The sequence below is a fragment of the Bacillus cereus genome (genome assembly GCF_015071065.1).
Classification (GTDB): domain Bacteria; phylum Bacillota; class Bacilli; order Bacillales; family Bacillaceae_G; genus Bacillus_A; species Bacillus_A cereus_BA.
On the sequence record NZ_VOVA01000001.1, the window covers coordinates 1086784 to 1109131 of the forward strand.

Here is a 22348-nt window from a genome sequence, read left to right on the forward strand (position 1 = left end):
GGAGAGGGGAGTTTTTATTTTTAAATAGAGAAAAGGGATATTTACGGGGGAGCTTATGTCTAAAAAATTAGTAAAGCCTATTTTAAATGGTATTTTATTTCTCGGCGTCTTTTTATTTGCTCATACATACTTAAAAAATGTTTCTTTCACACGTTATTTACTTGTCGTTATACCAATGCTACTCATCGGAATATTTGGCATCGATCTTATTTTATCCATTTTAATTAAGAAAGAAGAATAACGAGCGAACATCTTATTTCTCATAAGATGTTTTTTTATTAAATAACTACCTTATGTTACAATAAACTTCGGCATAACGTAAGAAAGGATGAAACAACATGACAAACGAAAAAGGTTTAGATAAAGGATACGAGCTTGTTGCAAAAATGCATGAAGAGTTCGGACATCCTGTGACAAGTACTCCAACAAAACTAACAGAAGAGCGTGCAAAAATTCGTGCTAGCTTTATGCAAGAAGAGTTAGAAGAATTTCTAGAAGCAACAACTGTTGAAGATCAATACGATGCACTTATTGACCTTATTTACTTTGCATTCGGAACGTTTGCAGAAATGGGCGTACGTCCAGATAAAGGATTTGAAATCGTAAACAACGCCAACATGGCAAAATTATTCCCTGATGGAAAACCACGCTTCCGTGAAGGCGATGGCAAAATTTTAAAACCAGAAGGCTGGGAAGCACCAGAACCACAACTTCGTGCGGAAATTGAACGTCAACGTCAAGAGGCATTAGCAAAAGAAGGTAAATAATGTAAGAGAAACTGCTAGGAATATTCTTAGCAGTTTTTTTGTACTATCATTCACAAATCGTGAACTTCGTATTTTACTACTCCATATCACATTTCAAAATGGAAATATACTTTCCCTCAAAATAAAAAATCCCCTTGCGCACAAGAGAATTTTTCATGTAATTCATTAATGTCCCGCTGCAGTTCCAGCTCCTCCACCGTACCAAGTCTATTGTTGTTGATACTGCTGATGCTGGTGTTGTCCTTGATGATGTTGCTGTCCTTGGTGGTGATGCTGTCCTTGATGATGTTGCTGTCCTTGGTGGTGATGCTGTCCTTGGTGGTGATGCTGTCCTTGGTGGTGATGTTGTCCTTGGTGGTGATGTTGGCCTTGGTGGTGATGTTGTCCTTGGTGGTGATGTTGTCCTTGGTGGTGATGTTGGCCTTGATGGTGGTGATGTTGGCCTTGATGACCTTGCTGATGTGTTTGATATAGAACGGCTTGTGGGTGAATTTGATGATGACCATGGTGATGTACTTGTTGCTGATGGCCATGTTGAGCATGTTGGCCGTGATGTACGTGATGGCCTTGCTGACCATGATGTACGTGATGTACGTGATGACCTTGCTGACCATGATGGCCATGATGTACGTGATGGCCTTGCTGACCTTGCTGACCATGATGGCCATGATGTACGTGATGACCTTGCTGACCATGATGGCCATGATGTACGTGATGTACGTGATGGCCTTGCTGATAGCCTCCTACTCCACCAGCTACAACGCCAACGCCTGGTACAGGAAATCCCGTTTGTACGCCTCCAACGAAAGATGGAAAAGTTGTTGGCACACCTACAGGAACTCCGCCCTGTGCTCCCCCTACAAATGTTGGGAAGCCTGTTTGTGCTCCTGCTACCGATGTTGGAAATCCTCCCATTCCTCCTGGAAATCCTGTTTGTGCTCCGGCTACCGGTGTTTGAAATCCTCCCATTCCTCCTGGAAATCCTGTTTGTGCTCCGGCTACCGGTGTTTGAAACCCTCCCATTCCCCCCGGAAAGCCTGTTTGTGCTCCAGCTACTGATGTTGGAAATCCTCCCATTCCCCCTGGAAAGCCTCCTCCTGCTCCTCCCATCCACGTTGGGATTTCTCCATATCCTTGCTGTCCAGCGCCCCCCATTAGCATCATCTGTGCATAACCATCTTCCTCACCTACCATAAAGCCATGCGGTGCATTATTGTCCATCCCTTTCATTCCTTTCACCTCTTCTTCTCATTTTGCCTACCTTTTTTATCATATTTCATATAGAAGAATAGGTGTTTGTCTCTGCATGAATTCCGCTCTTTTTTCCGTTGTCTCAAAAAAAGCTCAGAGCGTAAACGCTCTGAGCTGTTATTTATTTAAGATTAGTTTGCAACAACGTTAACAAGTTTGCCAGGAACGACAATTACTTTACGAACTGTTTTTCCTTCAATTTGTTCTTTGATTTCCTCAAGTGCAAGTTGTTCCATTTCTTCTTTTGATGCGTCTTTACTCATTGTTAATTTTGCGCGAACTTTGCCCATAATTTGAACAACAATTTCAACTTCATCTTCTACAAGTTTAGACTCATCAAATGTTGGCCAGCTTGCATATGTGATTGTTTCATTGTATCCAAGCTTGCTCCATAGTTCTTCCCCGATGTGAGGTGCAACTGGTGCAATCATTTTTACGAAACCTTCTACATATTCTTTCGGAAGTGTTTCAGCTTTGTATGCATCATTGATGAATACCATCATTTGAGAAATCGCTGTGTTGAAGCGAAGCTCTGCATAGTCTTCTGTTACTTTCTTCACTGTTTGGTGGTAAGCTTTTTCAAGCTCTTTGTTTGGTGCATCAGTGATTTTCTCACTTAATTCACCATTATCTTGAATGAATAGGCGCCATACACGGTCTAGGAAACGACGAGCTCCGTCAAGACCATTTTCAGACCAAGCGATTGAAGCATCTAATGGTCCCATGAACATTTCGTATAGACGAAGTGTATCTGCACCGTGGCTTGCTACAATATCATCAGGATTTACAACGTTACCTTTTGATTTACTCATTTTCTCGTTATTTTCACCTAAGATCATACCTTGGTTGAATAATTGTTGGAATGGCTCTTTCGTTGGAACTACACCGATATCGTATAATACTTTATGCCAGAAACGAGCATATAGTAAGTGAAGTACAGCATGCTCTGCACCGCCGATATAAATATCAACTGGAAGCCATTGTTTTACCTTTTCAGGATCTACAAGTGCTTCGCTATTGTTTGGATCTATGTAGCGTAAGTAGTACCAGCAGCTACCAGCCCATTGTGGCATTGTATTTGTTTCACGACGACCTTTTTTACCAGTTTCAGGATCAACAACATTTACCCATTCTTCAATGTTTGCAAGTGGTGATTCACCTGTACCTGAAGGACGAATGTTTTCTGTTTTCGGAAGAACTAATGGCAATTCTTCTTCTTTCACAGCTGTCATTGTGCCATCTTCCCAATGGATTACTGGAATTGGCTCACCCCAGTAACGTTGGCGGCTAAATAACCAGTCACGTAGACGGTACGTTACTTTTTGATTTCCTGCGCTTGTTACTTCAAGCCACTCAATCATTTTTACAATTGCTTCTTCTTTATTTAAACCATCAAGGAATGCTGAGTTTACGTGCGCACCATCACCTGTATACGCTTCTTTCGAAATGTCTCCGCCTTTTACAACTTCCTTCATTGGAAGATTGAATACTGATGCGAATTCATAGTCACGCTCATCGTGAGCTGGAACTGCCATTACAGCACCTGTTCCGTAAGTTGCAAGAACATAGTCAGCGATCCAGATTGGTAATTTCTCACCATTTACTGGGTTAACTGCGTAAGCACCAGTGAATACACCAGTTTTCTCTTTCGCAAGTTCTGTACGCTCTAGGTCACTCTTCATTTTTACAGAATTAATGTAAGCTTCTACAGCTTCTTTTTGTTCTGTTGTTGTAATGTTAGCAACAAGTGCATGTTCCGGAGCAAGTACACAGTAGCTTGCACCAAATAGTGTATCAGGACGCGTTGTGAAAACTGTGAATTTCTCGTCTGTACCATCGATGTTGAAGTGTACTTCTGCACCTTCAGAACGACCAATCCAGTTACGCTGCATATCTTTTAAGCTTTCTGGCCAATCAAGCTCATCTAGATCTTCTAATAGACGATCTCCGTAAGCTGTAATTTTTAACATCCACTGTCTCATCGGACGACGCTCAACTGGATGTCCACCACGCTCACTCTTACCGTCAATTATTTCTTCATTCGCAAGTACTGTACCAAGTGCTGGGCACCAGTTTACAGGTACTTCATCAACGTAAGCTAAACCTTTTTCAAATAGTTTTAGGAAGATCCATTGTGTCCACTTGTAGTAGGTTGGATCTGTTGTATTTACTTCACGATCCCAATCGTAAGAGAAACCTAATGCTTTAATTTGATTACGGAACGTATTAATATTAAGCTCTGTAAATTCTGCTGGGCTGTTTCCAGTATCAAGTGCATATTGCTCTGCTGGAAGACCGAATGCATCCCATCCCATTGGATGAAGAACGTTATACCCTTGCATACGCTTCATACGAGATAAAATATCTGTCGCTGTATATCCTTCTGGATGCCCTACGTGTAAGCCTGCACCTGATGGATATGGGAACATATCTAATGCATAAAATTTTGGTTTTTCCGTCTCATCTGGCGTACGGAATGTTTTATTCTCTTCCCAATGACCTTGCCACTTCTTCTCAATTTCTTGATGATTAAAGCTCATGAGATACCCTCCTTGAAATTCCATTTATTTTCACCGCCCAAAATACAAAAAACCTCTCATCCCTAGAAAGGGACGAGAGGTTATAGATTCCCGCGGTACCACCCTAAATTAATGTAATATATACATTCGCTTAGATCCGTAACGTGGATTAACGGCAATTGCTACTAAATGTTCACAACTGCAACTCAAAGGCGAGTTCATAACGAAACGTGGATTGACTTGCACCGACCGTCAACTCTCTAAACCAGCTTCTATTACTACTACTCCTTCTCACTGTTATTACACATATGAGTTAATGTGAACTACCCACCACTTAGTATCTCTTAAGAGCTTACTTGAAGCGAGGGCTTCTCGGTTAATCGTTATTCTTGATAACTAACGAATTCGTCTTAGGACAGCCGAGCTATCTCCCTTGTTCCAAAGGTTATTTTATTACTATTTATTTAAATATATTCTAAAACATGTTGCATGTTCCGTCAAACTAAACTGCAATTTTTTCTTCAACTGTTTCTTCTACTTTTACTCGTCTATCATAAATACTCGTTGCTATAAGCGCTACTACAAGCATTACCATGATCGCAATAAACAATACTTCCATATTGTATAAGTCAACAATCGCTCCGCCAACGACCGGTCCGAACATTTTCCCTACAGTCGCTGCGCTATTTACAACACCTTGATAAAATCCTAGCTTATCTTTCGGCGCAAGTATATTTGCGATGGTCGGAACTGCCGGCCATACGAATAACTCACCAATCGTTAATGTCACCATCGCAACAAGAAACATCGTAAATTGCTGCGCTTGACTTAATACAATAAATGACGCCGCAAAAATGACGATTCCAATCATAATTTGTTGTTTTAAAGAACGCTTCATCCAGCGAATTAGCATACTAACAAGCGGCTGCGCACAAACAATCATCGCTCCGTTTATCGTCCATAATAAACTGTAGTGACGAAGGCTAATATTTAACTCTTGCATATGTGTTGCAATTGCCCCTTGCCACTGTACGTATGTAACCCAGCATAAAGCATATGCTACACATACGATTAGAAGCGCTTTGAAGCCAGGTGTAAGTGACCAACCTTTTTTCGTTTCGGCTTCTTTTTGTACCCCTTGCTCTTTTTTTGCTTCCATACCACGAAATCCGATAAAGGCGATTAAGAAGAAAATAAAGTATAAAATAAAGTTCGCTAAGAAAATATAATCAAAACGATAAGACGCAACTAATCCACCGCACGCTGTTCCAATCGCAATCCCAACGTTTTGTCCAACATACATCGCATTGAACGCTCGTCTCCCGCCTTCTGGCCAAACCGTACCAACCATCGCATACATCGATGGAAACACCATTCCAGAACCGAATCCGATTAATGCTAGCCACACAACATATAATGGCCAACCGTGGAAGAACACAAGACCTAAAATCGATACGAGTGTAATGACAATCCCTACTAAAATTGATTTATAACCGCCCCATTTATCAAATAAAACACCACCGAGCAAGTTTCCGATTACACCAGTAAGCGAGTTGATCATTAATACCATTCCGGCCACTGATAAAGATTTCCCTAAACTATCATGTAAGTAAATTGTATTAAAAGGCCATAAAAAAGAAGCACCCGTGACATTAATAATCATCCCAGCTACTAATAGCCATACTTTCCTTGGCATAGTCTCCCCTCCTATTCTCTTTTTTTTCGCTCATATATATAACAGTAAAATTGTAGTCGTTTTTAAATAGGAAGGCAACTGATTAATAGTTGATGAAATTCAGATAATAGCACAAAGACGATTAGAATATATTCTAATCGTCTTTGTAAAATATTAATCTATAAATAATGGAATCGTTCCCTCGCGAAAGGTTATCCAACTTCCTTTTTACGTTTTGCACTTTCTTTAGCACTCCATTTAAATATTTTGTCTAGTAGAGAATATATTCTCCCAGACTCCTTCGTTAATAATGGCCCTAACGACGCCAATATTAAAACATATAAAGCTGAGAATGGTTTAATCGTTGCCATTAAGCCACCCGCTATTCCGAGATTCGCGACAATAATGGAGAATTCTCCACGTGATATAAGTGTTAAACCGATATTCGTAGATGCCTTATGCGATAACCCGGCTTTACGCCCTGCAATCATTCCAGCTGTAAAATTACCGATGAGAGTAATGAAAACTGCTCCTAATGCCAACCACACTGCTCCTCCAAGCGAAAACGGATCTATACTTAAACCGAAGCTGAAGAAAAATATAGCTCCAAAGAAATCACGAAACGGGACGACGAGATGCTCGATTCGATCACTATGCTCTGTTTCTGAAAAGACGAGTCCTAACAATAAAGCCCCAATCGCTTCCGCAACATGAATTGTTTCTGAAAATCCTGCTACAAAGAATAAAATAGCGAATATTACGATAATAAAAATTTCGTTTGACGAAATATCTAATACTTTATTTAGGAACGGCGTAGCTTTTCTAGCAATTATAAAGAATAGTAACATATATCCTACTGCGATTAACACCGATGTAAGAGCACCTACAAATGACGTTGCACCCCCGAGTACTAATCCTGAAACAACTGATAAATATACAGCTAAAAAGATATCATCAAACATAATGATTCCTAAAATTAGTTCTGTCTCTTTATTACCCGTTCTTCTTAAATCAACGATTACTTTCGCTACAATTGCACTCGATGAGATTGTAATAATTCCAGCAATAATTAATGTTTCTAGTAAGGGGAAGCCCATTATATATCCATAAAGTAAACCTAATATGAAATTAAGCGATATATGAACACTCCCCCCAAAAGCAATCGACTTTCCTGATTTAATTAATTTTTTTATTGAGAATTCTAAGCCTAAGTAGAATAGGAGGAATATGACGCCAACACGGCCGAGGAAGGAAATAACTTCTCCGCTTTCAATAAACCTTAAATCGATAAGTCCTAAATCTGGGGCATGAGGCCCCACTAGCATACCGAGTATAATGAGAAACGGAATAATCGAAAACTTTAACTTTGCAGCGAGGATAGCTGCAAAAGCTACTAATACTAACGCAGTTCCAACTTCAAAGATTAAAGTATCCATCGATTATGAATCACCTCCTGCTGAAAGTAACTCCTTAATGATTCTTTTCACTTCATGCCTTTCGCCCGATAATACGAGCATATCACCAGCATCAATGATAGAATCCGGGCCTGGGTTGAAGAACTTCTTCATATTCTTTTTCAAAATAGCAATGATTGTTACGTTATATGTTTTTCTAACGTGTAAGCTACCAATTGTTTTTTGTACCACTGGTGCGTTATTTTCTACTTTAAACCATTCAATTGATAATCCTTCAAAAGCCATCTCAATCGTGTCTAAAGCTTGTGGCCTATATACCATCCCGCCTAATATAGCCGCAATTTGTCTTGCTTCAGAATCGCGAAGAGAAATGCTTGAAATACTCTCATCATGATCCGCATCAAAATGATACATTTCCCTTCTTCCATCATCATGAATAACAATAACCATTTTTTCATTACCCTTTGTTATCACTTCAAATTTACATCCAATGCCCGGTAGTTCACTCTCTCTAATATTCATATTCCCGCCTCCTAATTTCTTTAGTTACGGCTCTTTCCTTTTACAAATCTACATCAATCTCTGTTTTAAACTTTTCATCTTTTGATATCCCTAAATACTTTAACGTTTCTGACGGAGTCGCGTGATGAAAATGTTTTTGCAACAGTGCGATTGCTATTCCTCTTTTATATGCATGAAATCCAAATGTTTTTCGCATTGAATTCGTTCCAATCTTACCAAGTATCCCAACCGCTTCAGCTGCACTATGAATAACACGATAAGCTTGTTGGCGCGAAATTGAATTTGTTGTTTTATTAGATTGAAATAAGTAATTTTCTCTTTGAATATCAAAAGATTGTACGTACGCTAAAAGTGCCTCTTTTACTTTTGTATTTAAATAAATATCTTGTTTAAACTTTTCATCTTTCACAGGAAGAGAATAAAATTCTTTAACAGTTCCATCTTCATTTAATACATCTTCAAATTTAATGCTCAGTAGTTCTGTAATTTTTAATCCAGTGTTAATTCCAATAACAAATAAAAGATAATCTCGCTCGGAATGCTCTTTCAAATATTGTTTCATATCCTCAATTTGGCTTATATCTTTTAACGCTTCTACAACTTCCATACATGTATTCTCCTCATCTTATGAACGGTAATTTTCTCATCATGTTGTCCATTTTACCTTATCATGCTATGAGATTTCCATGTATTATCCATTATTTTCACACGATGCGCCTAAAAGTTTCGATGATTTTCAATGTGGATATTTACTACTCTACAAATAGGTTGTGGTTAGAAAAGGGATGAGGGGGGGAATTCTTTCTATAGACAATATTCCTCCTTTCATTTACCGGCAATTCACACTACTATACTATGTTACTTAACATCATTTTAGAATGTATATAAGTAACATTGAGATGTTTTTTCTGAAAATAATAAAAAACCGAGCAGTTTCGCTCGGTTTTTTTATTAATCTTCTTTCGGAAGAACAATTCCTTTATACAATTGAACTGTAATGAAGTAATAAATCGCGTAAATGACTACGAAAATTACGATTGGTAACCAAATACGGAAGTACGGATCGATTAAAATAAATCCAAAAATATTCATACCAACTAATACGTGAGCAATACCCACAATTGCCGGGAATAAGAATACTAAGAATAACTCTTTATAAATTGATTTCGTTAGTAATTCACGGCGCACACCGATTTTACGAAGCATTTGATAGCGCGTAATATCTTTTGATGCACCAGAAAGAATTTTAAACATTAAACAACTTGCCATCATTGCTAAGAAAGCAATTCCAAGGAAGAATCCCATAAACACTGTTCCGCTCGCAACGCCGTAGAACATGTCGTAAGCTTGATATTTACTATTTAATCTTTCAGCTTGTACATTTTTATATTTATCTAGCTGCAACTCGTCAAGTTTTTTCCATTCTTTTGTATATGCTATAAAATCATCTGTTTTTCCTGTAAATACGATTCCTTCTTTACCATTTACAGTATCGTACATTTTTTGATCTACAATTTTAATTGCATGATTCTCATATACGTAAAATGGCTGGATTGTTCTGAAAGCCTCGTTCCATTCTTCTGAAAGTTCTTTAGCATTCGCATCTTTTTCATTCATTTCTCTAGAAACTGCACCTACTGGTAGTTCCTCTGAAACTTTCTTCGTATTCACTAAATCCTTCATCGACTTCATATTTGCCATATCTTTTACGAAAGGACGATTTTTCTCTAAATCTTCTTTTACATAATAAACGTATTTATTATCCATTTTGTAACGGTATTCACTTTTCTCTTTAAATGTAATACCATCTAAAATTTTCTTTTCTTCAGCCGTAGGATTATGAACAACTGAATCGTATATTACTAAACCATCAACCATTTTTATAACGTTATTTTTAAACGCCATACCACCCGAAATTGCACCAGCTCCAAGCGCAACTAACATCGCTACTGTTGCAAGTACCTTTGTTAAACTATTAATACGGAAGTTTAACTGCGCGAAAGTAAAAGCGTTAAGTCCTTTTTCACTACGTTTTTTATTGCTCTTTAATTTTTTAATAATGACCGGGAGAAGTGATCCAAATAGCATGTAAGTACCAACTGTTGTTGTAATTAATGCAATTATAATTCCCATTTCTTTCAGTTTATCCATATAAATCATAGATGCATAGCCAATTCCTAATAAAATAATGGCAAGAAACGCAACTACACCTGTCATTTTTCCTTTTACTGCCACACGCTCTGTTTGTGCATCTGCATGTACAAGCTGCAGTACAGAAATACGTGATAACTTAATACTGTTCATAATTGCCGATAATACAAATAGTGCGAAGAAGAAAATACATGTAATAGTCATTGATGGGATATAAAATGCTTTATAGCCATCACCAGCAAATTCAAGCTGCTTCATTAATAATTGCCCAATACCCCCGGCAAGTCCTACACCAACTGCAATTCCAATCACAAGAGACGCAGCACCTAATACGATTGTTTCAATAAACATAAGTAATGTAACTTTATGCTTTTTCGCACCTAACATCATGTACATACCAAACTCTTTTTGGCGAAGAGATAGTAAGAAAGAGTTTGCATATAAAATGTAGAAGAACGTTATAATAGCTAGTAAAAATGAACCTGCTTGGAATACGAATCCAATTGATTGAATAACTGAGTTAGATTCAATAAACGCTTTATTCAGTGCTAACGTTTGGAACATATAAAAAATTGAAATTGACATGACAAGACCAACAAGTAAGACGATATAATCTTTCAGCTTACTTTTTAGCCCTGACATGGAAAGTTTAAATAACATGCCCTAGACCTCCCTTCTTACGCTTTTTGTGTGCCTAAGTCTGCAAGCACATCTAAAATTTCTTTATAAAATTCTTCACGCGTACCACCGCGATGAATTTCTTTATATAGCTCACCATCTTGAATAAATAAAATGCGCTGACAGTAACTTGCACTATATGGATCGTGAGTAACCATCATAATAGATACACCTTGTTCTTCATTTAAGTTTGTCATCGCATCAAGTAAACTTGCTGCATTTTTAGAATCAAGAGCTCCTGTTGGCTCGTCCCCTAAAATAATTGCTGGCTCATGTACTAACGCACGTGCTGCTGCTGAACGCTGTTTTTGTCCACCAGATACTTCAGTTGGATACTTTTGAAGTATTTCTGAAATCCCTAACATATCCGCTACCTTCTCTACTTTCGGTCCAATATTACGTGAGGGAACACCTTGAAGGGAAAGTGGAAGTGCAATGTTTTCATAAATAGATAAGTTCTCTAATAAGTTAAAGTCTTGGAAGATGAACCCTAATTTTTGTGAACGGAAATCAGAAAGCTCACCTTGTTTCATTTTCGTAATGTCTGTACCCGCAATTTCAACAACGCCGCCTGTTGCTTTATCAAGCGTTGAAATTACATTTAATAATGTCGTTTTACCAGAACCAGATGGTCCCATAATCCCGACAAACTCACCCTCTTGAATTGAGAATGATACACCTTTTAACGCGTGTGATTGGTTCTCACCTTTTTTACCGTACACTTTTTGAACGTTTTTCACGTCTACAACTGGTTTCGTCATATATATCCTCCTACGTTTGTTTTTCCATTACCTATTTTGCTCCTTTCTGGGATTAACTGCTATTTATTAACATTACATTTACCTTACACTTTTGTAATGAAAAAAAAACCAGGTCATAATACGACCTGGTTTACTCTGATTGCTTCGATTTTTGTGGTTGTCCTTTTTTACTGTTACGCTGTTTCACCTGAACAACCGGATCAAGTTCATTTGAAAATTCAGCGTTATGTCCATTTTGTGTTTTTTGCTCTGGATTATTTTGATCTGAACGTTTCGCCATTACATTCACTCCTTATTAGTGCGGTGTAATAATCATTTGATGTTGCTGTTGGCGAATTGCCATACGTGCTCTATTTAACTGTTCGCGTTGCTCATCATTCGCATGTTGTTGCATCGTTTGTAAATCATTATATGCTTGTTCTAATTGTAACTGCGCATCCGAATACTCCATCGTATTGTAATGCTCTTGTCTCATGCCAAGATCTAATTGTTCTTTCGCATATTCCACCGCTTGTTCAGCTTGTGTAATATACGATTCAAGTGATTGACGCTCTGCCATACTTGTCCCTCCTTGCCTTCAATTCCCCTTTAGTGTGTCCCTTCCATATCAACCTTATGAGTATGTTATAATGGATTTTGTTTCATCCCGCTATTTGAGGGCAGTAAGACTCCCACTGATTAAAGTTTCACTTTATTTTGACTCGTCTTAGGAGGGAACGTAATGAAGGTTCAAAACCCTTTTCCATATACAAATGACAATAAACGTTATCATACATGGAATTACCACTTACGAAATGAATTTGGCGAAAAAATCTTTAAAGTTTCATTAGACGCTGGCTTTGATTGCCCGAACCGTGACGGCACAGTCGCTTATGGCGGTTGCACGTTTTGTAGTGCTGCTGGATCTGGTGACTTTGCAGGTGATCGCCGCGATGATGTAATAACGCAATATCATGAAATGAAAGAAAAAATGCACTCAAAGTGGAAAGACGGAAAATGTATCGCTTATTTCCAGGCGTACACAAATACACATGCTCCACTTGAAGTGTTAAAAGAAAAATTCGAACCGCTTCTAGCAGAAAAAGACGTTGTCGGTCTTTCTATTGCGACTCGTCCAGATTGTTTACCAGACGATGTCGTTGAATATTTAGCGGACTTAAATAAACGCACGTACCTTTGGGTTGAACTCGGACTACAAACTGTTCATGAGCGCACTGCAAATCTTATTAATCGCGCTCACGATTATCCATCTTATGTGGAAGGCGTAAATAAATTACGCAAACACGGCATTAGAGTTTGCTCTCATATTATTAACGGTCTTCCACTTGAAAATTACGACATGATGTTGGAAACAACTCGTGAAGTTGCAAAACTTGACGTACAAGGAATTAAAATTCATTTACTTCATTTATTAAAAGGAACGCCAATGGTGAAGCAATATGAAAAAGGACAACTAGAATTCTTATCTCTTGAAGATTACGTAAGTCTCGTTGTCGACCAACTTGAAATTATTCCAGAAGACGTAATTGTGCACCGTATCACAGGTGACGGCCCGCCTGACTTAATGATTGGCCCGATGTGGAGCTTAAATAAATGGGAAGTACTAAATTCCATCGATGCAGAATTTGTACGCCGCGGAAGCTGGCAAGGAAAATATGCAAATGAGGAGAAACAAAAATGAAATTAGAACGTGTATTACCGTTTGCACGCGCACTCCTGCAAACGGCTGTTAAAGAAGGCGATTACGCTGTAGATGCAACACTTGGCAATGGTCATGACACTTGTTTCTTAGCTGAAATCGTTGGAGATAACGGAAAAGTATTTGGATTCGATATTCAAAAAGAAGCAATCGAAAGTTCCACTATCCGCCTGAAAGAAAAAGAACTTTTCGAACGTACTGTTTTGGTTCATGATAGTCACGATACACTCTTATCCGTATTACCAGAAGATGCAAATGGAAAAGTAACAGGAGCAATATTCAACTTAGGTTACCTTCCTGGCGGTGACAAACATATCGTCACAAAGCCAAACTCAACAATCTCGGCAATCGAACAATTATTAGAAGTAATGGCACCTGAAGGTATCATCGTCCTTGTTATTTACCACGGACATCCAGAAGGACAAGTAGAGCGTGACGCTGTTCTCGCATTTGCAGAAGAACTAGATCAAAAACAAGCTCACGTACTAAGATACGGCTTCATTAACCAACAAAATAACCCACCATTTATTGTGGCGATTGAGAAACGATAAATATATCAATGATTTTACCGATATATCGATTCTTCGACAAAACATAACAAAAAAAGACGTGCACTCACTGCACGTCTTTTTCTTATTCTCCTATATAATGGATGTATACAATATTTAAAGAAAGAAGGATAGAACTTTGCTAGTAGAACTAAGGGGAATTCAAAAGAAGTACGGTAAATCACTCATACTAGACAACATCAATTTATCCATTCCAGAAGGAGAAGCACTCGCTATTATTGGCGGGAACGGGACTGGAAAAAGCACTTTGCTCAAAATAATTGCAGGTTTTATTTCACCTACGGCAGGGACACTTCAAAGAAAAGAACATATACAAATCGGCTATGTGCCTGAGCATTTTCCTGAAGGGATTCGTTTTACATTGGAGGATTATTTATATCATCTCGGCCACATTCACGGTTTATCAACAAAATACTTAAGAAAGAAAATTCCGATGCTCCTTGAATCTTTTCATTTACATCATGCAAGGCATTCTATTGTACGAAACTTTTCAAAAGGTATGAAACAAAAAACAGGTATTATGCAAGCATTACTTACGGACGTCCATTTATTAATTTTAGATGAACCTCTTTCTGGGCTCGATCCTAACTCCCAGCAAGAATTAGAGCATATTTTACTCTCATTAAAACAACAAGGCTTATCTATACTCTTCACATGCCACGAAAAACAACTATTAGAAAACTTCGCCGATAGAATTGTGACGTTAGCAAATCATACAATTGCGGAAAATATCTCTGTGCAAAAATCAACAGAACTGGTCTATATTGAGGCAATCGTTCACGAAACATTTTCAGCAATAGAACTACAGAAACAATTAGGATTTATACACGTTGCACACAATTCAAATCAAAACCTTATTCAATTACAAATCGAAAAAGAATATACAAACGAAATGCTTCAGTTTTTATTACATAAAAAAGCATCTATCACACTGCTACAACCTAATTTTTAAATCGAAAGAAGGTTTATTATGTTTGCGCTTATTCGTTACCATCTTCTCGACTACACAAAATCGTATAAGTACATTCCTCCTATTGCGATGTACTGTATAAGTTTACTTTTTGTATATACATATAAACCGACTCCTATTGTACCGACATACTTAGAAACAGCACTCGCACTTTATTTATTATCTGCCTGGATTACGGTCACAATTTTTCATACTGAAGACCCTGTACAAGAACAAATCACTATTTCACATACAAATAATATTTCGGCATTATACGTTGGTAAATATATTACGGCTCTTCTTATTTGTACTGTTTTATCTTTTATATCCGTAATTTATCCAATTATTTTGCAAATGTTTAATGAAAAAATGACGGCTTCTTTATTTCTGGTCGGATTTCTCGCTCACATGTCTTTATCTATACTAGGGATTTCAATCGCAACATTATTTACTAGAAATGTTATTCAAAAAGCAGGCACTGCTTGGCTTAGCCTTACATTCATATTACTCATAACGATCGCATCTATCCGATTTAAAAAAGAGTTACTATGGTTTTTACCACCTGTCGAAAGCTTTCTAATGCTTGGACAATACAAATATAATATACTTACTCACACTCTATGGCTCACAGTTTGGGCTATCGTATATTCATTTTTATTACTTACCTTATTTCTTTTTATCGTTCGCAAAAAACGTTTTTAATTACATATTAAAGGAGACGAAACAATGATCGGAATACTAGCAGGAATGGGACCAAAATCAACTGGTCCATTCGTCGATACAGTTGTAACACAATGCCAAACAATATACGGAGCAAAGCATGATATGGACTTTCCTCATATGATGATTTACTCGTGCCCAACACCTTTTTACATGGATCGCCCTATTGATCATGCGGCGTTGAAAAAAGCAATTATAGAAGGGGCGCAAAAACTTGAGAGTACTGGCGTAGACTTTATCGCTATGCCTTGCAATACGGCGCATCTTTATTTTGAAGAATTACAACATTCTATTCCCATTCCTATTTTGAATATAGTCGATGAAACGTTAAAAGCAATTCCCGAAAGTGCAAAAAGAGTCGCTCTTCTCGCAACAGAAGAGACTGTTCAAGCGGGTATATATCAAAATGGGATTGCAAAACGTAATATAGAGTACATTCATAATGAAAAATGGCAAGAAATGATTAATCAAATTATTACTTATATTAAAGGCGGAGAAGTTGAAGAAGCTCACAAATTATGGAGTGTGCTCGTTTTACAGTTAAAAGGTGAAGTAGATACTGCTATTATCGCATGTACCGATTTGAATGTGGTGGCGAGTGAGGGCTTTGTTGATTCCTCTCACTGTCTTGCTGAGGCGGTTGTTAGGATGTATTTATCAAATACAAGGAGATCTTCATAAACATAGAAAGCCTCCCTTTTGAAATGTGCTTTATGTTTGATGAAAATCCCCAAAACTTTTAACTTTCTTCACAATTCTTTCAAATTAATCACACTTAATCTCGCTATATTAAATGAGTAATCTATTCATATAGGGAAGGTTAGGGGAAATCAAGTATGAAACAAAATCGTTCGCTTCATTACATTTTTTGGCGTTGGCATTTTTACGCCGGTCTTTTTATTACACCACTTCTTATTACTTTATCACTTAGTGGAATTGGGTATTTATTTCGAGAAGAAGTTGAAGATTTCGTCTATAAAGATTTATATTTTGGAAAAAGTGCTCAGACAGAATCAATTTCGATGTCTGATTCTATTTCATTAACAGAGACAAAATACCCGCATTATAGCGTGACGAAAATTAGTGAGTTTAATGAGGATTATAATACGAGGCTCACAATTGCAAATGAATATACAGGAACGCAAAAATACGTGTATTTAGATAGCAATAACCAAATTGTTGGCGATCAAAATGCAGATGAAACGTTTGCCAATATAATGCGGGAATTACATAGTTCTCTTTTAGTCGGCGGTACTATCGTCAACTATAGTGTAGAACTTGCGGCGTGCTGGACAATCTTTTTAATTGTAACTGGGTTGTATATGAGTATACGCCAATTCAAAAACACACCTTCATCCAATAAGCGAGAAAAAGCAAAACGACGTCATTCTATTATCGGTATTATCTTTACAATTCCTCTCGTTCTGTTAGTCGCAACTGGATTACCGTGGTCAGGATTTATGGGTAATCAAATTTATAAAATCGCATCGTCGAATGAATCAATCGGATATCCCAAATTGTATATGGCACCTCCGGAATCAAAGGTAAAAGAATTGCCGTGGGCAACAAGAAAGGAAGCCCCTCCGGAATCTAATTCAAATGAGCCAAAAACAATTTCAATTGATGAATTACAAAAAGGAATTGCAATAAAGAAGCCGTATGTTATCTCACTACCTGCTGATCCGAAAGGCGTATTCACTGTTTCAAAATCGAGTGGTTCTGGCATTACGGGCATGCATGTGGCACCGAATGAAGAAATTACTGCTTACTTTGACCAATATAGTGGAGAGCTTATTTCTAAAACAGACTATCGTGACTACGGATTATTTGCACAATGGTTCACTTACGGTATCCCGCTTCACGAAGGACATTTATTCGGATGGCCAAATAAAATATTATGCTTACTAACGACGTTATCTTTATTACTTCTTATTTATTACGGAGTAAAAATGTGGTTAGCACGAAAACCGAAAGGAAAGCTAGCAGCACCTCCGAAACAGAAAGATAAGAAGAGCCTATTCGTCTTCATTATCATTATGGTTATATTAGGTTCCTTAATGCCTTTATTCGGACTATCTGTTTTAGTTATCTTCACAATTGAACTTCTCATATACGTATTTTCAAAAATACGATCATAATAAAGTGAAACTTTAATCAGTGGGGGTTTTGTCCCTCTCCCACTGATTATTAGTTGAACCAATCGGGCTTTTACGGGCAGTTGATCTCCCACCTAACTCCTTCGCATTCGCCGAATTTTGAGGTGGGAGTCTTACTGCCCGTTAATGCGGGATAAAAAGAAAACCACTCATGTAGAGTGGTTTTCTTCATCACTGCGCCATTTTCTTTCGGTACATCTTCCCGTTCCAGTAGAAGAATCGTGAAGTGAGGCCTCCGTATTTTACAATGCGCCGTGCCATTTTGTGCATATTCTTTTGTGCTGATACTTTTTGGTCTGATAAATAAATACCAAGTAATCCTCGGCTTATGAGACGATGAAACTTCGCATGAGGCAAATCACCAATGCTCTTCTCTGCTTCTTCTACAAAATGTTTCATACGATCTAATATAGCTTGCTCGTTTTCATAATAACTACAGAAATTCAAATCTCCGCCGATACGGTCTTCTTCTTGATCGATAAAATAATCAAGTAAAATATGAAGTCCTTGTACGTATGGAAAATACCCTTGTCTAATTTTCACAATATCTTCTTCATGTAACTCATCATGAAATGCATATGCTACAAGACAGAAAATTCCAAGTGTAGAACCTGCACATGCTGAAAACTCAAACCAGCTCATCGGTGGTAAGTTTTCTTTATGCGCTTCAAACCATGTTTTTAGACGTGGTTCTCTTTCTTCTAATTTCACATGTTTATGAATTTGCAAATCACAATAATAACAAGCAAGCTCATGAAGAATTGGAGCAATTTTTTCATAGTGCTTCGTTTTCTTTAAAACATCTTGGCATGTTTCAACAAGTTCATCTAAATAACCACCATCATCTTGATCATCACGGTAACGATAATAATTACCGCCACCTTCAACTTCAGGACTTAATGCCATTACCATCGACTCATGAAGAGCCGCAAAGTCTTTCGGGTCAAGTGATGTACTACGATCACATAAATTATCTAAGTAGTCGCTAATCGTTTGATACGCTACGATAAAACGAATGCATTCCTCTCGGTGTTCATTTGCTAGCAGTGCTAAAATGCCACCGCCCTCACAATGAAACGTTTTATTTTCAATACTTGCGATCGCTTGACTATGAAGCTCGTCATTTGGAATATGGTAGGCACGCTCTTTCCACATCGCTAGCTCATGGTGTACAACCGGAAACACCTCACGGTATACTTTCGCCATGAGCGTTATGGGATTACTCGGTACGTTCACTTCTTCCTTCATCTCCTCTATTAAATGTACAAATAATGATTTATTTGTTTGTTTCTACTATATTATTGACACGTATTTCAGTAAATGACTGAATATAATTCAAAATTTCATCACGCTCATACTCATTTAATAACTCATGATAACAATTAGGCCATTCTTTATAGGCCTTATCACTAATTTTAACATTATCAAACCATGTACGGACACGTGTTTTATCTACAAGTTTATCCTCACACGCCTGCATTAGCAAGAGCGGAACGTCTGGAAAATTATCTATTTTTTTATGAGCAATCTCGATAGACTTAATTAATTCACTATACCAACGCACTGATACTTTACGCAAGAACAATGAATCATTCTCCATCGCATCTCTCACTTCATGATTGCGAGTTGACATTTCTACAGTGAGCTTTGTTGCAAATTGTAGCTTCGGGGTCACAATATTTAATATTTTTGAAGCAACACGAAGCGGAGCAGAAGGTGCGGCTAATACGCCTAAACAAGGCGAGCTTAGTACAATCCCATCTATATCCTCTCTTTTCGTTTCTTGCATCATACGAATAACGACAAGTCCTCCCATACTATGACCAAATAAAAAAATAGGCAATCTATACTTTCTTGCTTCTTTCACCCACAACTTTATTTCCTCTATGTATTCATCAAATGAATCGATATGTCCTCTATTTCTTGAAGTTGTTCCGTGTGCTGGAAGATCCCCCATAACGACGTGATAACCGATATGATTCCACATTTCTGCAACTGCTTCATAACGCCCGTGATATTCCATAGCACCATGCACGATAATAATGACGGCTTTCGCTTCTTCCGCTTCATAGTTCCACATACGAAACTCCTCCATTTCACTCTTTTTCATAATTTGATACACTAAAACTAGTCTCTAGGAAAGGAAGGCTTTACATGATATATCCTTATAAAGAAAAAAATCCAAAAATTGCGAGTAGTGCTTTTATCGCTGACTACGTTACCATTACAGGCGATGTGACAATTGGCGAGGAATCAAGTATTTGGTTTAATACAGTCATCCGGGGCGATGTATCACCAACGATAATTGGAGATAGAGTAAATGTACAAGATCAATGTACACTTCACCAAAGCCCCCAGTATCCTCTTATTTTAGAAGATGATGTTACAGTTGGGCATCAAGTTATTTTACATAGCTGCAAAATTGAAAAAGATGCTTTAATTGGAATGGGATCTATCATATTAGATGGCGCTGAAATTGGTGAAGGAGCTTTCATCGGTGCTGGAAGTCTCGTTTCACAAGGAAAGAAAATCCCTCCTAATACGTTAGCTTTCGGTCGTCCTGCGAAGGTCATTCGCGAATTAACAGAAGAAGACCGTAAAGATATGGAACGTATCCGCACACAATACGTTGAAAAAGGACAATATTATAAATCATTACAAAAATGATTTTATCGCTGCCATAAGACTGGCAGCTTTTTTCATGAAAAAATCTAACTTTTTCTTTACAAAACATTATTATTTCCTCAATAAAATCTTATTAAAATAGAAGTTAATAACTCCATATATATGTAAATGAGGGAGGAAAAATCTCATGAAGGTCAGTGGACTATATAAAATAGAATGTTACATTTTCAAAGGAATTAATCGCTACTTTGATCAAAAAACATTAAACATCTTTTTCAGCAATATTACCCATATCGGTGGTGCTACCTTCTCCATTGCACTCACACTTTTCTTTTTAATTTTTGCAACAGGAAATTTGCATCAAGCTGCAATTGCAACTGCTATTTCTTTAACAATTAGCCATATTCCAGTGCAAATATTAAAAAGATGGTATCCACGAAAACGTCCTTATTTGACAATTCAGGATGCAAAATACCCAGTACATCCATTAAAAGATCATTCTTTTCCATCCGGACATACAACGGCTGTTTTCTCTGTCCTCATTCCATTTATTTGCTATAATCCAAACTTGCTTGCTTTTCTATTACCATTAGCGCTATGCGTCGGTATTTCCCGTATTTATTTAGGACTTCATTATCCGTCAGATGTATTTGTAGGCATGTGCCTCGGCACTTGCTCTGGCATCATCTCTTTTTATCAATTCATCCCACTTTTCACATAAAGGAGTGATATGATGAGAGTCGCCATATTTACCGATACCTTTACACCACAAGTGAACGGGGTTGCGAAAACATTGGAACGGTTAACACGATATTTTCAAAAAGAAAATATCACCTATTCTGTTTTCGCCCCTCAGCATACGGCAGAAGATAATTTCGTAATTAATGTGAATAAAATGCGGAGTATCCCGCTAACAATATTATATCCAGAATGTCGCTTTGCCTTTCCTACTCCGCGCATTAAGCGGGAACTTCTTGCCTTTAAACCTGATATCATTCACATCGCTACGCCTTTCAATATGGGACTTTGTGGGTTATATTATGCCAAAAAGTTAAATATCCCAGTTGTCGGTTCTTATCATACTGATTTTGACGCCTATTTACACTATTACAAAATCGAATTTCTATCCAATATGCTATGGAACTATTTAAGGTGGTTTCATAGTCATATGCAAAAAAACTTTGTTCCTTCCCCTGAAACATTACATCAATTAAAGAAAAAAGAATTTCAACAGCTCTATATTTGGGGACGTGGTGTAGATTGTACTCTCTTTCATCCAACTTACAATAAAGACCTATTCCGAAAAAAATATAATATTACAGCGAAATATATTCTTTCCTACGTCGGACGCCTTGCTCCTGAAAAAGATATCGATACGCTGCAAGACCTTATCGTCAAAACAGCGCATACTCGAAGCGACATTCATTGGCTCATCACTGGAGACGGTCCTCTCGCAAAGGGCCTGCATGAAAATGTTCCAAAAACAAATGTAACCTTTACTGGATATTTACAGGGTAAAGATTTAGCCGAAGTCTATGCTTCCTCCGATCTAATGGTATTTCCATCTACTACTGAAACATTTGGGAACGTCGTGCTGGAGTCACTCGCATGTGGTACACCTGTTATTGGTGCGAATAGTGGCGGGGTTAAAAATATTATTACAGATGGAAAAACAGGTTTTCTTTGCGAACCCAAAAACGCAGACTCATTTTTGTCATCTATTTATGAATTGTTAAATAATGAAGAAAGATTGAAACAAACGGGAGTCGCCGCCTCGTCTTATGCGAAATCACAAAGTTGGGATGAAATCTTTCATAGTTTACTTAACCAATATGAAGAAGTTCTTCACCAAAACGAATCAGAACTGCTGGCTTAAAACTTAAATAAACTC

General features: G+C 37.6%; 23 protein-coding genes and 1 other annotated feature. Of the genes, 11 read left to right on the forward strand and 12 right to left on the reverse strand.

Annotated elements, in window-relative coordinates:
* The first annotated feature begins 55 nt into the window (after positions 1-55).
* Positions 56-241, forward strand: coding sequence for a hypothetical protein (locus tag FT637_RS05715; RefSeq protein ID WP_193645460.1), 186 nt, complete (start codon positions 56-58; stop codon positions 239-241).
* Between the two features lie 97 nt (positions 242-338).
* Positions 339-767 (forward strand): HAD family hydrolase, encoded by a 429-nt coding sequence (locus FT637_RS05720; protein WP_193645461.1) that lies wholly within the window; start codon positions 339-341, stop codon positions 765-767.
* Positions 768-974: 207 nt separating this feature from the next.
* Here the strand turns inward: FT637_RS05720 and FT637_RS05725 are convergent, their stop codons facing one another.
* The 10 genes from FT637_RS05725 to FT637_RS05770 all read right to left on the reverse strand — a co-directional run bounded on the left by FT637_RS05725 (position 975) and on the right by FT637_RS05770 (position 12298).
* Positions 975-1997, reverse strand: coding sequence for a VrrB protein (locus FT637_RS05725; protein ID WP_227493671.1), 1023 nt, complete (start codon positions 1995-1997; stop codon positions 975-977).
* Positions 1998-2149: 152 nt separating this feature from the next.
* A complete protein-coding gene (leuS, locus tag FT637_RS05730) occupies positions 2150-4558 on the reverse strand; it encodes a leucine--tRNA ligase (RefSeq protein ID WP_193645462.1) in 2409 nt (802 codons plus the stop codon).
* A gap of 65 nt (positions 4559-4623) precedes the next feature.
* Positions 4624-4841, reverse strand: a binding site (T-box leader).
* 198 nt (positions 4842-5039) lie between these two features.
* Positions 5040-6233, reverse strand: coding sequence for an MDR family MFS transporter (locus tag FT637_RS05735; protein WP_193645463.1), 1194 nt, complete (start codon positions 6231-6233; stop codon positions 5040-5042).
* 191 nt (positions 6234-6424) lie between these two features.
* On the reverse strand, positions 6425-7648 hold the full coding sequence (locus tag FT637_RS05740) for a cation:proton antiporter (protein ID WP_193645464.1): 1224 nt from the start codon (positions 7646-7648) through the stop codon (positions 6425-6427).
* A gap of 3 nt (positions 7649-7651) precedes the next feature.
* Positions 7652-8149, reverse strand: coding sequence for a cation:proton antiporter regulatory subunit (locus tag FT637_RS05745; RefSeq protein WP_193645465.1), 498 nt, complete (start codon positions 8147-8149; stop codon positions 7652-7654).
* 40 nt (positions 8150-8189) lie between these two features.
* Positions 8190-8756: a tyrosine-type recombinase/integrase gene (locus FT637_RS05750; protein ID WP_193645466.1), complete on the reverse strand. Its 567-nt coding sequence runs from the start codon at positions 8754-8756 to the stop codon at positions 8190-8192.
* 344 nt (positions 8757-9100) lie between these two features.
* Entirely contained in the window at positions 9101-10960 is a 1860-nt protein-coding gene (locus FT637_RS05755; RefSeq protein ID WP_193645467.1) for an FtsX-like permease family protein, read from the reverse strand.
* A 17-nt stretch (positions 10961-10977) separates the two neighbouring features.
* Positions 10978-11739, reverse strand: coding sequence for an ABC transporter ATP-binding protein (locus FT637_RS05760; RefSeq protein WP_105585974.1), 762 nt, complete (start codon positions 11737-11739; stop codon positions 10978-10980).
* A gap of 130 nt (positions 11740-11869) precedes the next feature.
* On the reverse strand, positions 11870-12019 hold the full coding sequence (locus FT637_RS05765) for a hypothetical protein (RefSeq protein ID WP_001129344.1): 150 nt from the start codon (positions 12017-12019) through the stop codon (positions 11870-11872).
* Between the two features lie 15 nt (positions 12020-12034).
* Entirely contained in the window at positions 12035-12298 is a 264-nt protein-coding gene (locus tag FT637_RS05770) for a YtzC family protein (protein WP_193645468.1), read from the reverse strand.
* A 162-nt stretch (positions 12299-12460) separates the two neighbouring features.
* Between FT637_RS05770 and FT637_RS05775 the strand changes: the two genes are divergently transcribed.
* The 6 genes from FT637_RS05775 to FT637_RS05800 all read left to right on the forward strand — a co-directional run bounded on the left by FT637_RS05775 (position 12461) and on the right by FT637_RS05800 (position 17814).
* Complete coding sequence (locus FT637_RS05775) at positions 12461-13420, forward strand: TIGR01212 family radical SAM protein (protein ID WP_193645469.1); 960 nt, start codon at positions 12461-12463, stop codon at positions 13418-13420.
* The gene (locus tag FT637_RS05780) at positions 13417-13989 is read left to right on the forward strand and encodes a class I SAM-dependent methyltransferase (RefSeq protein ID WP_193645470.1); all 573 of its coding nucleotides are present in this window, start codon (positions 13417-13419) and stop codon (positions 13987-13989) included. Before FT637_RS05775 ends, FT637_RS05780 begins: the two co-directional genes overlap by 4 nt.
* A gap of 136 nt (positions 13990-14125) precedes the next feature.
* A complete protein-coding gene (locus FT637_RS05785; protein WP_193645471.1) occupies positions 14126-14959 on the forward strand; it encodes an ABC transporter ATP-binding protein in 834 nt (277 codons plus the stop codon).
* A gap of 18 nt (positions 14960-14977) precedes the next feature.
* Positions 14978-15658 carry an ABC transporter permease gene (locus tag FT637_RS05790; RefSeq protein WP_193645472.1) on the forward strand — a complete coding sequence of 227 codons (681 nt, stop codon included), beginning with the start codon at positions 14978-14980 and terminating at the stop codon, positions 15656-15658.
* 24 nt (positions 15659-15682) lie between these two features.
* Complete coding sequence (locus FT637_RS05795; protein ID WP_193645473.1) at positions 15683-16357, forward strand: aspartate/glutamate racemase family protein; 675 nt, start codon at positions 15683-15685, stop codon at positions 16355-16357.
* A gap of 155 nt (positions 16358-16512) precedes the next feature.
* The gene (locus tag FT637_RS05800; RefSeq protein ID WP_193645474.1) at positions 16513-17814 is read left to right on the forward strand and encodes a PepSY-associated TM helix domain-containing protein; all 1302 of its coding nucleotides are present in this window, start codon (positions 16513-16515) and stop codon (positions 17812-17814) included.
* Between the two features lie 189 nt (positions 17815-18003).
* Here the strand turns inward: FT637_RS05800 and FT637_RS05805 are convergent, their stop codons facing one another.
* Positions 18004-19068, reverse strand: a complete 1065-nt coding sequence (locus FT637_RS05805) for a tetraprenyl-beta-curcumene synthase family protein (RefSeq protein WP_193645475.1) — start codon at positions 19066-19068, stop codon at positions 18004-18006.
* 40 nt (positions 19069-19108) lie between these two features.
* Positions 19109-19912, reverse strand: coding sequence for an alpha/beta hydrolase (locus tag FT637_RS05810; RefSeq protein ID WP_193645476.1), 804 nt, complete (start codon positions 19910-19912; stop codon positions 19109-19111).
* A 74-nt stretch (positions 19913-19986) separates the two neighbouring features.
* Between FT637_RS05810 and FT637_RS05815 the strand changes: the two genes are divergently transcribed.
* The 3 genes from FT637_RS05815 (at position 19987) to FT637_RS05825 (ending at position 22333) form a co-directional block, all read left to right on the forward strand.
* On the forward strand, positions 19987-20499 hold the full coding sequence (locus FT637_RS05815) for a gamma carbonic anhydrase family protein (protein WP_193645477.1): 513 nt from the start codon (positions 19987-19989) through the stop codon (positions 20497-20499).
* Between the two features lie 145 nt (positions 20500-20644).
* Entirely contained in the window at positions 20645-21178 is a 534-nt protein-coding gene (locus FT637_RS05820; RefSeq protein ID WP_193645478.1) for a phosphatase PAP2 family protein, read from the forward strand.
* A gap of 12 nt (positions 21179-21190) precedes the next feature.
* Positions 21191-22333, forward strand: a complete 1143-nt coding sequence (locus tag FT637_RS05825) for a glycosyltransferase family 4 protein (RefSeq protein WP_193645479.1) — start codon at positions 21191-21193, stop codon at positions 22331-22333.
* The last annotated feature ends 15 nt before the right edge of the window (positions 22334-22348 follow it).

Excerpts from the sequence above, each read along its gene's own strand:
- FT637_RS05765 (WP_001129344.1), bottom strand. The coding sequence starts at position 12,019 with ATGGCGAAACGTTCAGATCAAAATAATCCAGAGCAAAAAACACAAAAT.
- FT637_RS05720 (WP_193645461.1), top strand. The coding sequence starts at position 339 with ATGACAAACGAAAAAGGTTTAGATAAAGGATACGAGCTTGTTGCAAAA.
- FT637_RS05745 (WP_193645465.1), bottom strand. The coding sequence starts at position 8,149 with ATGAATATTAGAGAGAGTGAACTACCGGGCATTGGATGTAAATTTGAA.
- FT637_RS05755 (WP_193645467.1), bottom strand. The coding sequence starts at position 10,960 with ATGTTATTTAAACTTTCCATGTCAGGGCTAAAAAGTAAGCTGAAAGAT.
- FT637_RS05740 (WP_193645464.1), bottom strand. The coding sequence starts at position 7,648 with ATGGATACTTTAATCTTTGAAGTTGGAACTGCGTTAGTATTAGTAGCT.
- FT637_RS05750 (WP_193645466.1), bottom strand. The coding sequence starts at position 8,756 with ATGGAAGTTGTAGAAGCGTTAAAAGATATAAGCCAAATTGAGGATATG.
- FT637_RS05770 (WP_193645468.1), bottom strand. The coding sequence starts at position 12,298 with ATGGCAGAGCGTCAATCACTTGAATCGTATATTACACAAGCTGAACAA.
- FT637_RS05780 (WP_193645470.1), top strand. The coding sequence starts at position 13,417 with ATGAAATTAGAACGTGTATTACCGTTTGCACGCGCACTCCTGCAAACG.
- FT637_RS05775 (WP_193645469.1), top strand. The coding sequence starts at position 12,461 with ATGAAGGTTCAAAACCCTTTTCCATATACAAATGACAATAAACGTTAT.
- FT637_RS05810 (WP_193645476.1), bottom strand. The coding sequence starts at position 19,912 with ATGTGGAACTATGAAGCGGAAGAAGCGAAAGCCGTCATTATTATCGTG.
- FT637_RS05825 (WP_193645479.1), top strand. The coding sequence starts at position 21,191 with ATGAGAGTCGCCATATTTACCGATACCTTTACACCACAAGTGAACGGG.
- FT637_RS05715 (WP_193645460.1), top strand. The coding sequence starts at position 56 with ATGTCTAAAAAATTAGTAAAGCCTATTTTAAATGGTATTTTATTTCTC.
- FT637_RS05800 (WP_193645474.1), top strand. The coding sequence starts at position 16,513 with ATGAAACAAAATCGTTCGCTTCATTACATTTTTTGGCGTTGGCATTTT.
- FT637_RS05760 (WP_105585974.1), bottom strand. The coding sequence starts at position 11,739 with ATGACGAAACCAGTTGTAGACGTGAAAAACGTTCAAAAAGTGTACGGT.
- FT637_RS05725 (WP_227493671.1), bottom strand. The coding sequence starts at position 1,997 with ATGAAAGGGATGGACAATAATGCACCGCATGGCTTTATGGTAGGTGAG.
- FT637_RS05795 (WP_193645473.1), top strand. The coding sequence starts at position 15,683 with ATGATCGGAATACTAGCAGGAATGGGACCAAAATCAACTGGTCCATTC.
- FT637_RS05815 (WP_193645477.1), top strand. The coding sequence starts at position 19,987 with ATGATATATCCTTATAAAGAAAAAAATCCAAAAATTGCGAGTAGTGCT.
- leuS (WP_193645462.1), bottom strand. The coding sequence starts at position 4,558 with ATGAGCTTTAATCATCAAGAAATTGAGAAGAAGTGGCAAGGTCATTGG.
- FT637_RS05790 (WP_193645472.1), top strand. The coding sequence starts at position 14,978 with ATGTTTGCGCTTATTCGTTACCATCTTCTCGACTACACAAAATCGTAT.
- FT637_RS05735 (WP_193645463.1), bottom strand. The coding sequence starts at position 6,233 with ATGCCAAGGAAAGTATGGCTATTAGTAGCTGGGATGATTATTAATGTC.
- FT637_RS05820 (WP_193645478.1), top strand. The coding sequence starts at position 20,645 with ATGAAGGTCAGTGGACTATATAAAATAGAATGTTACATTTTCAAAGGA.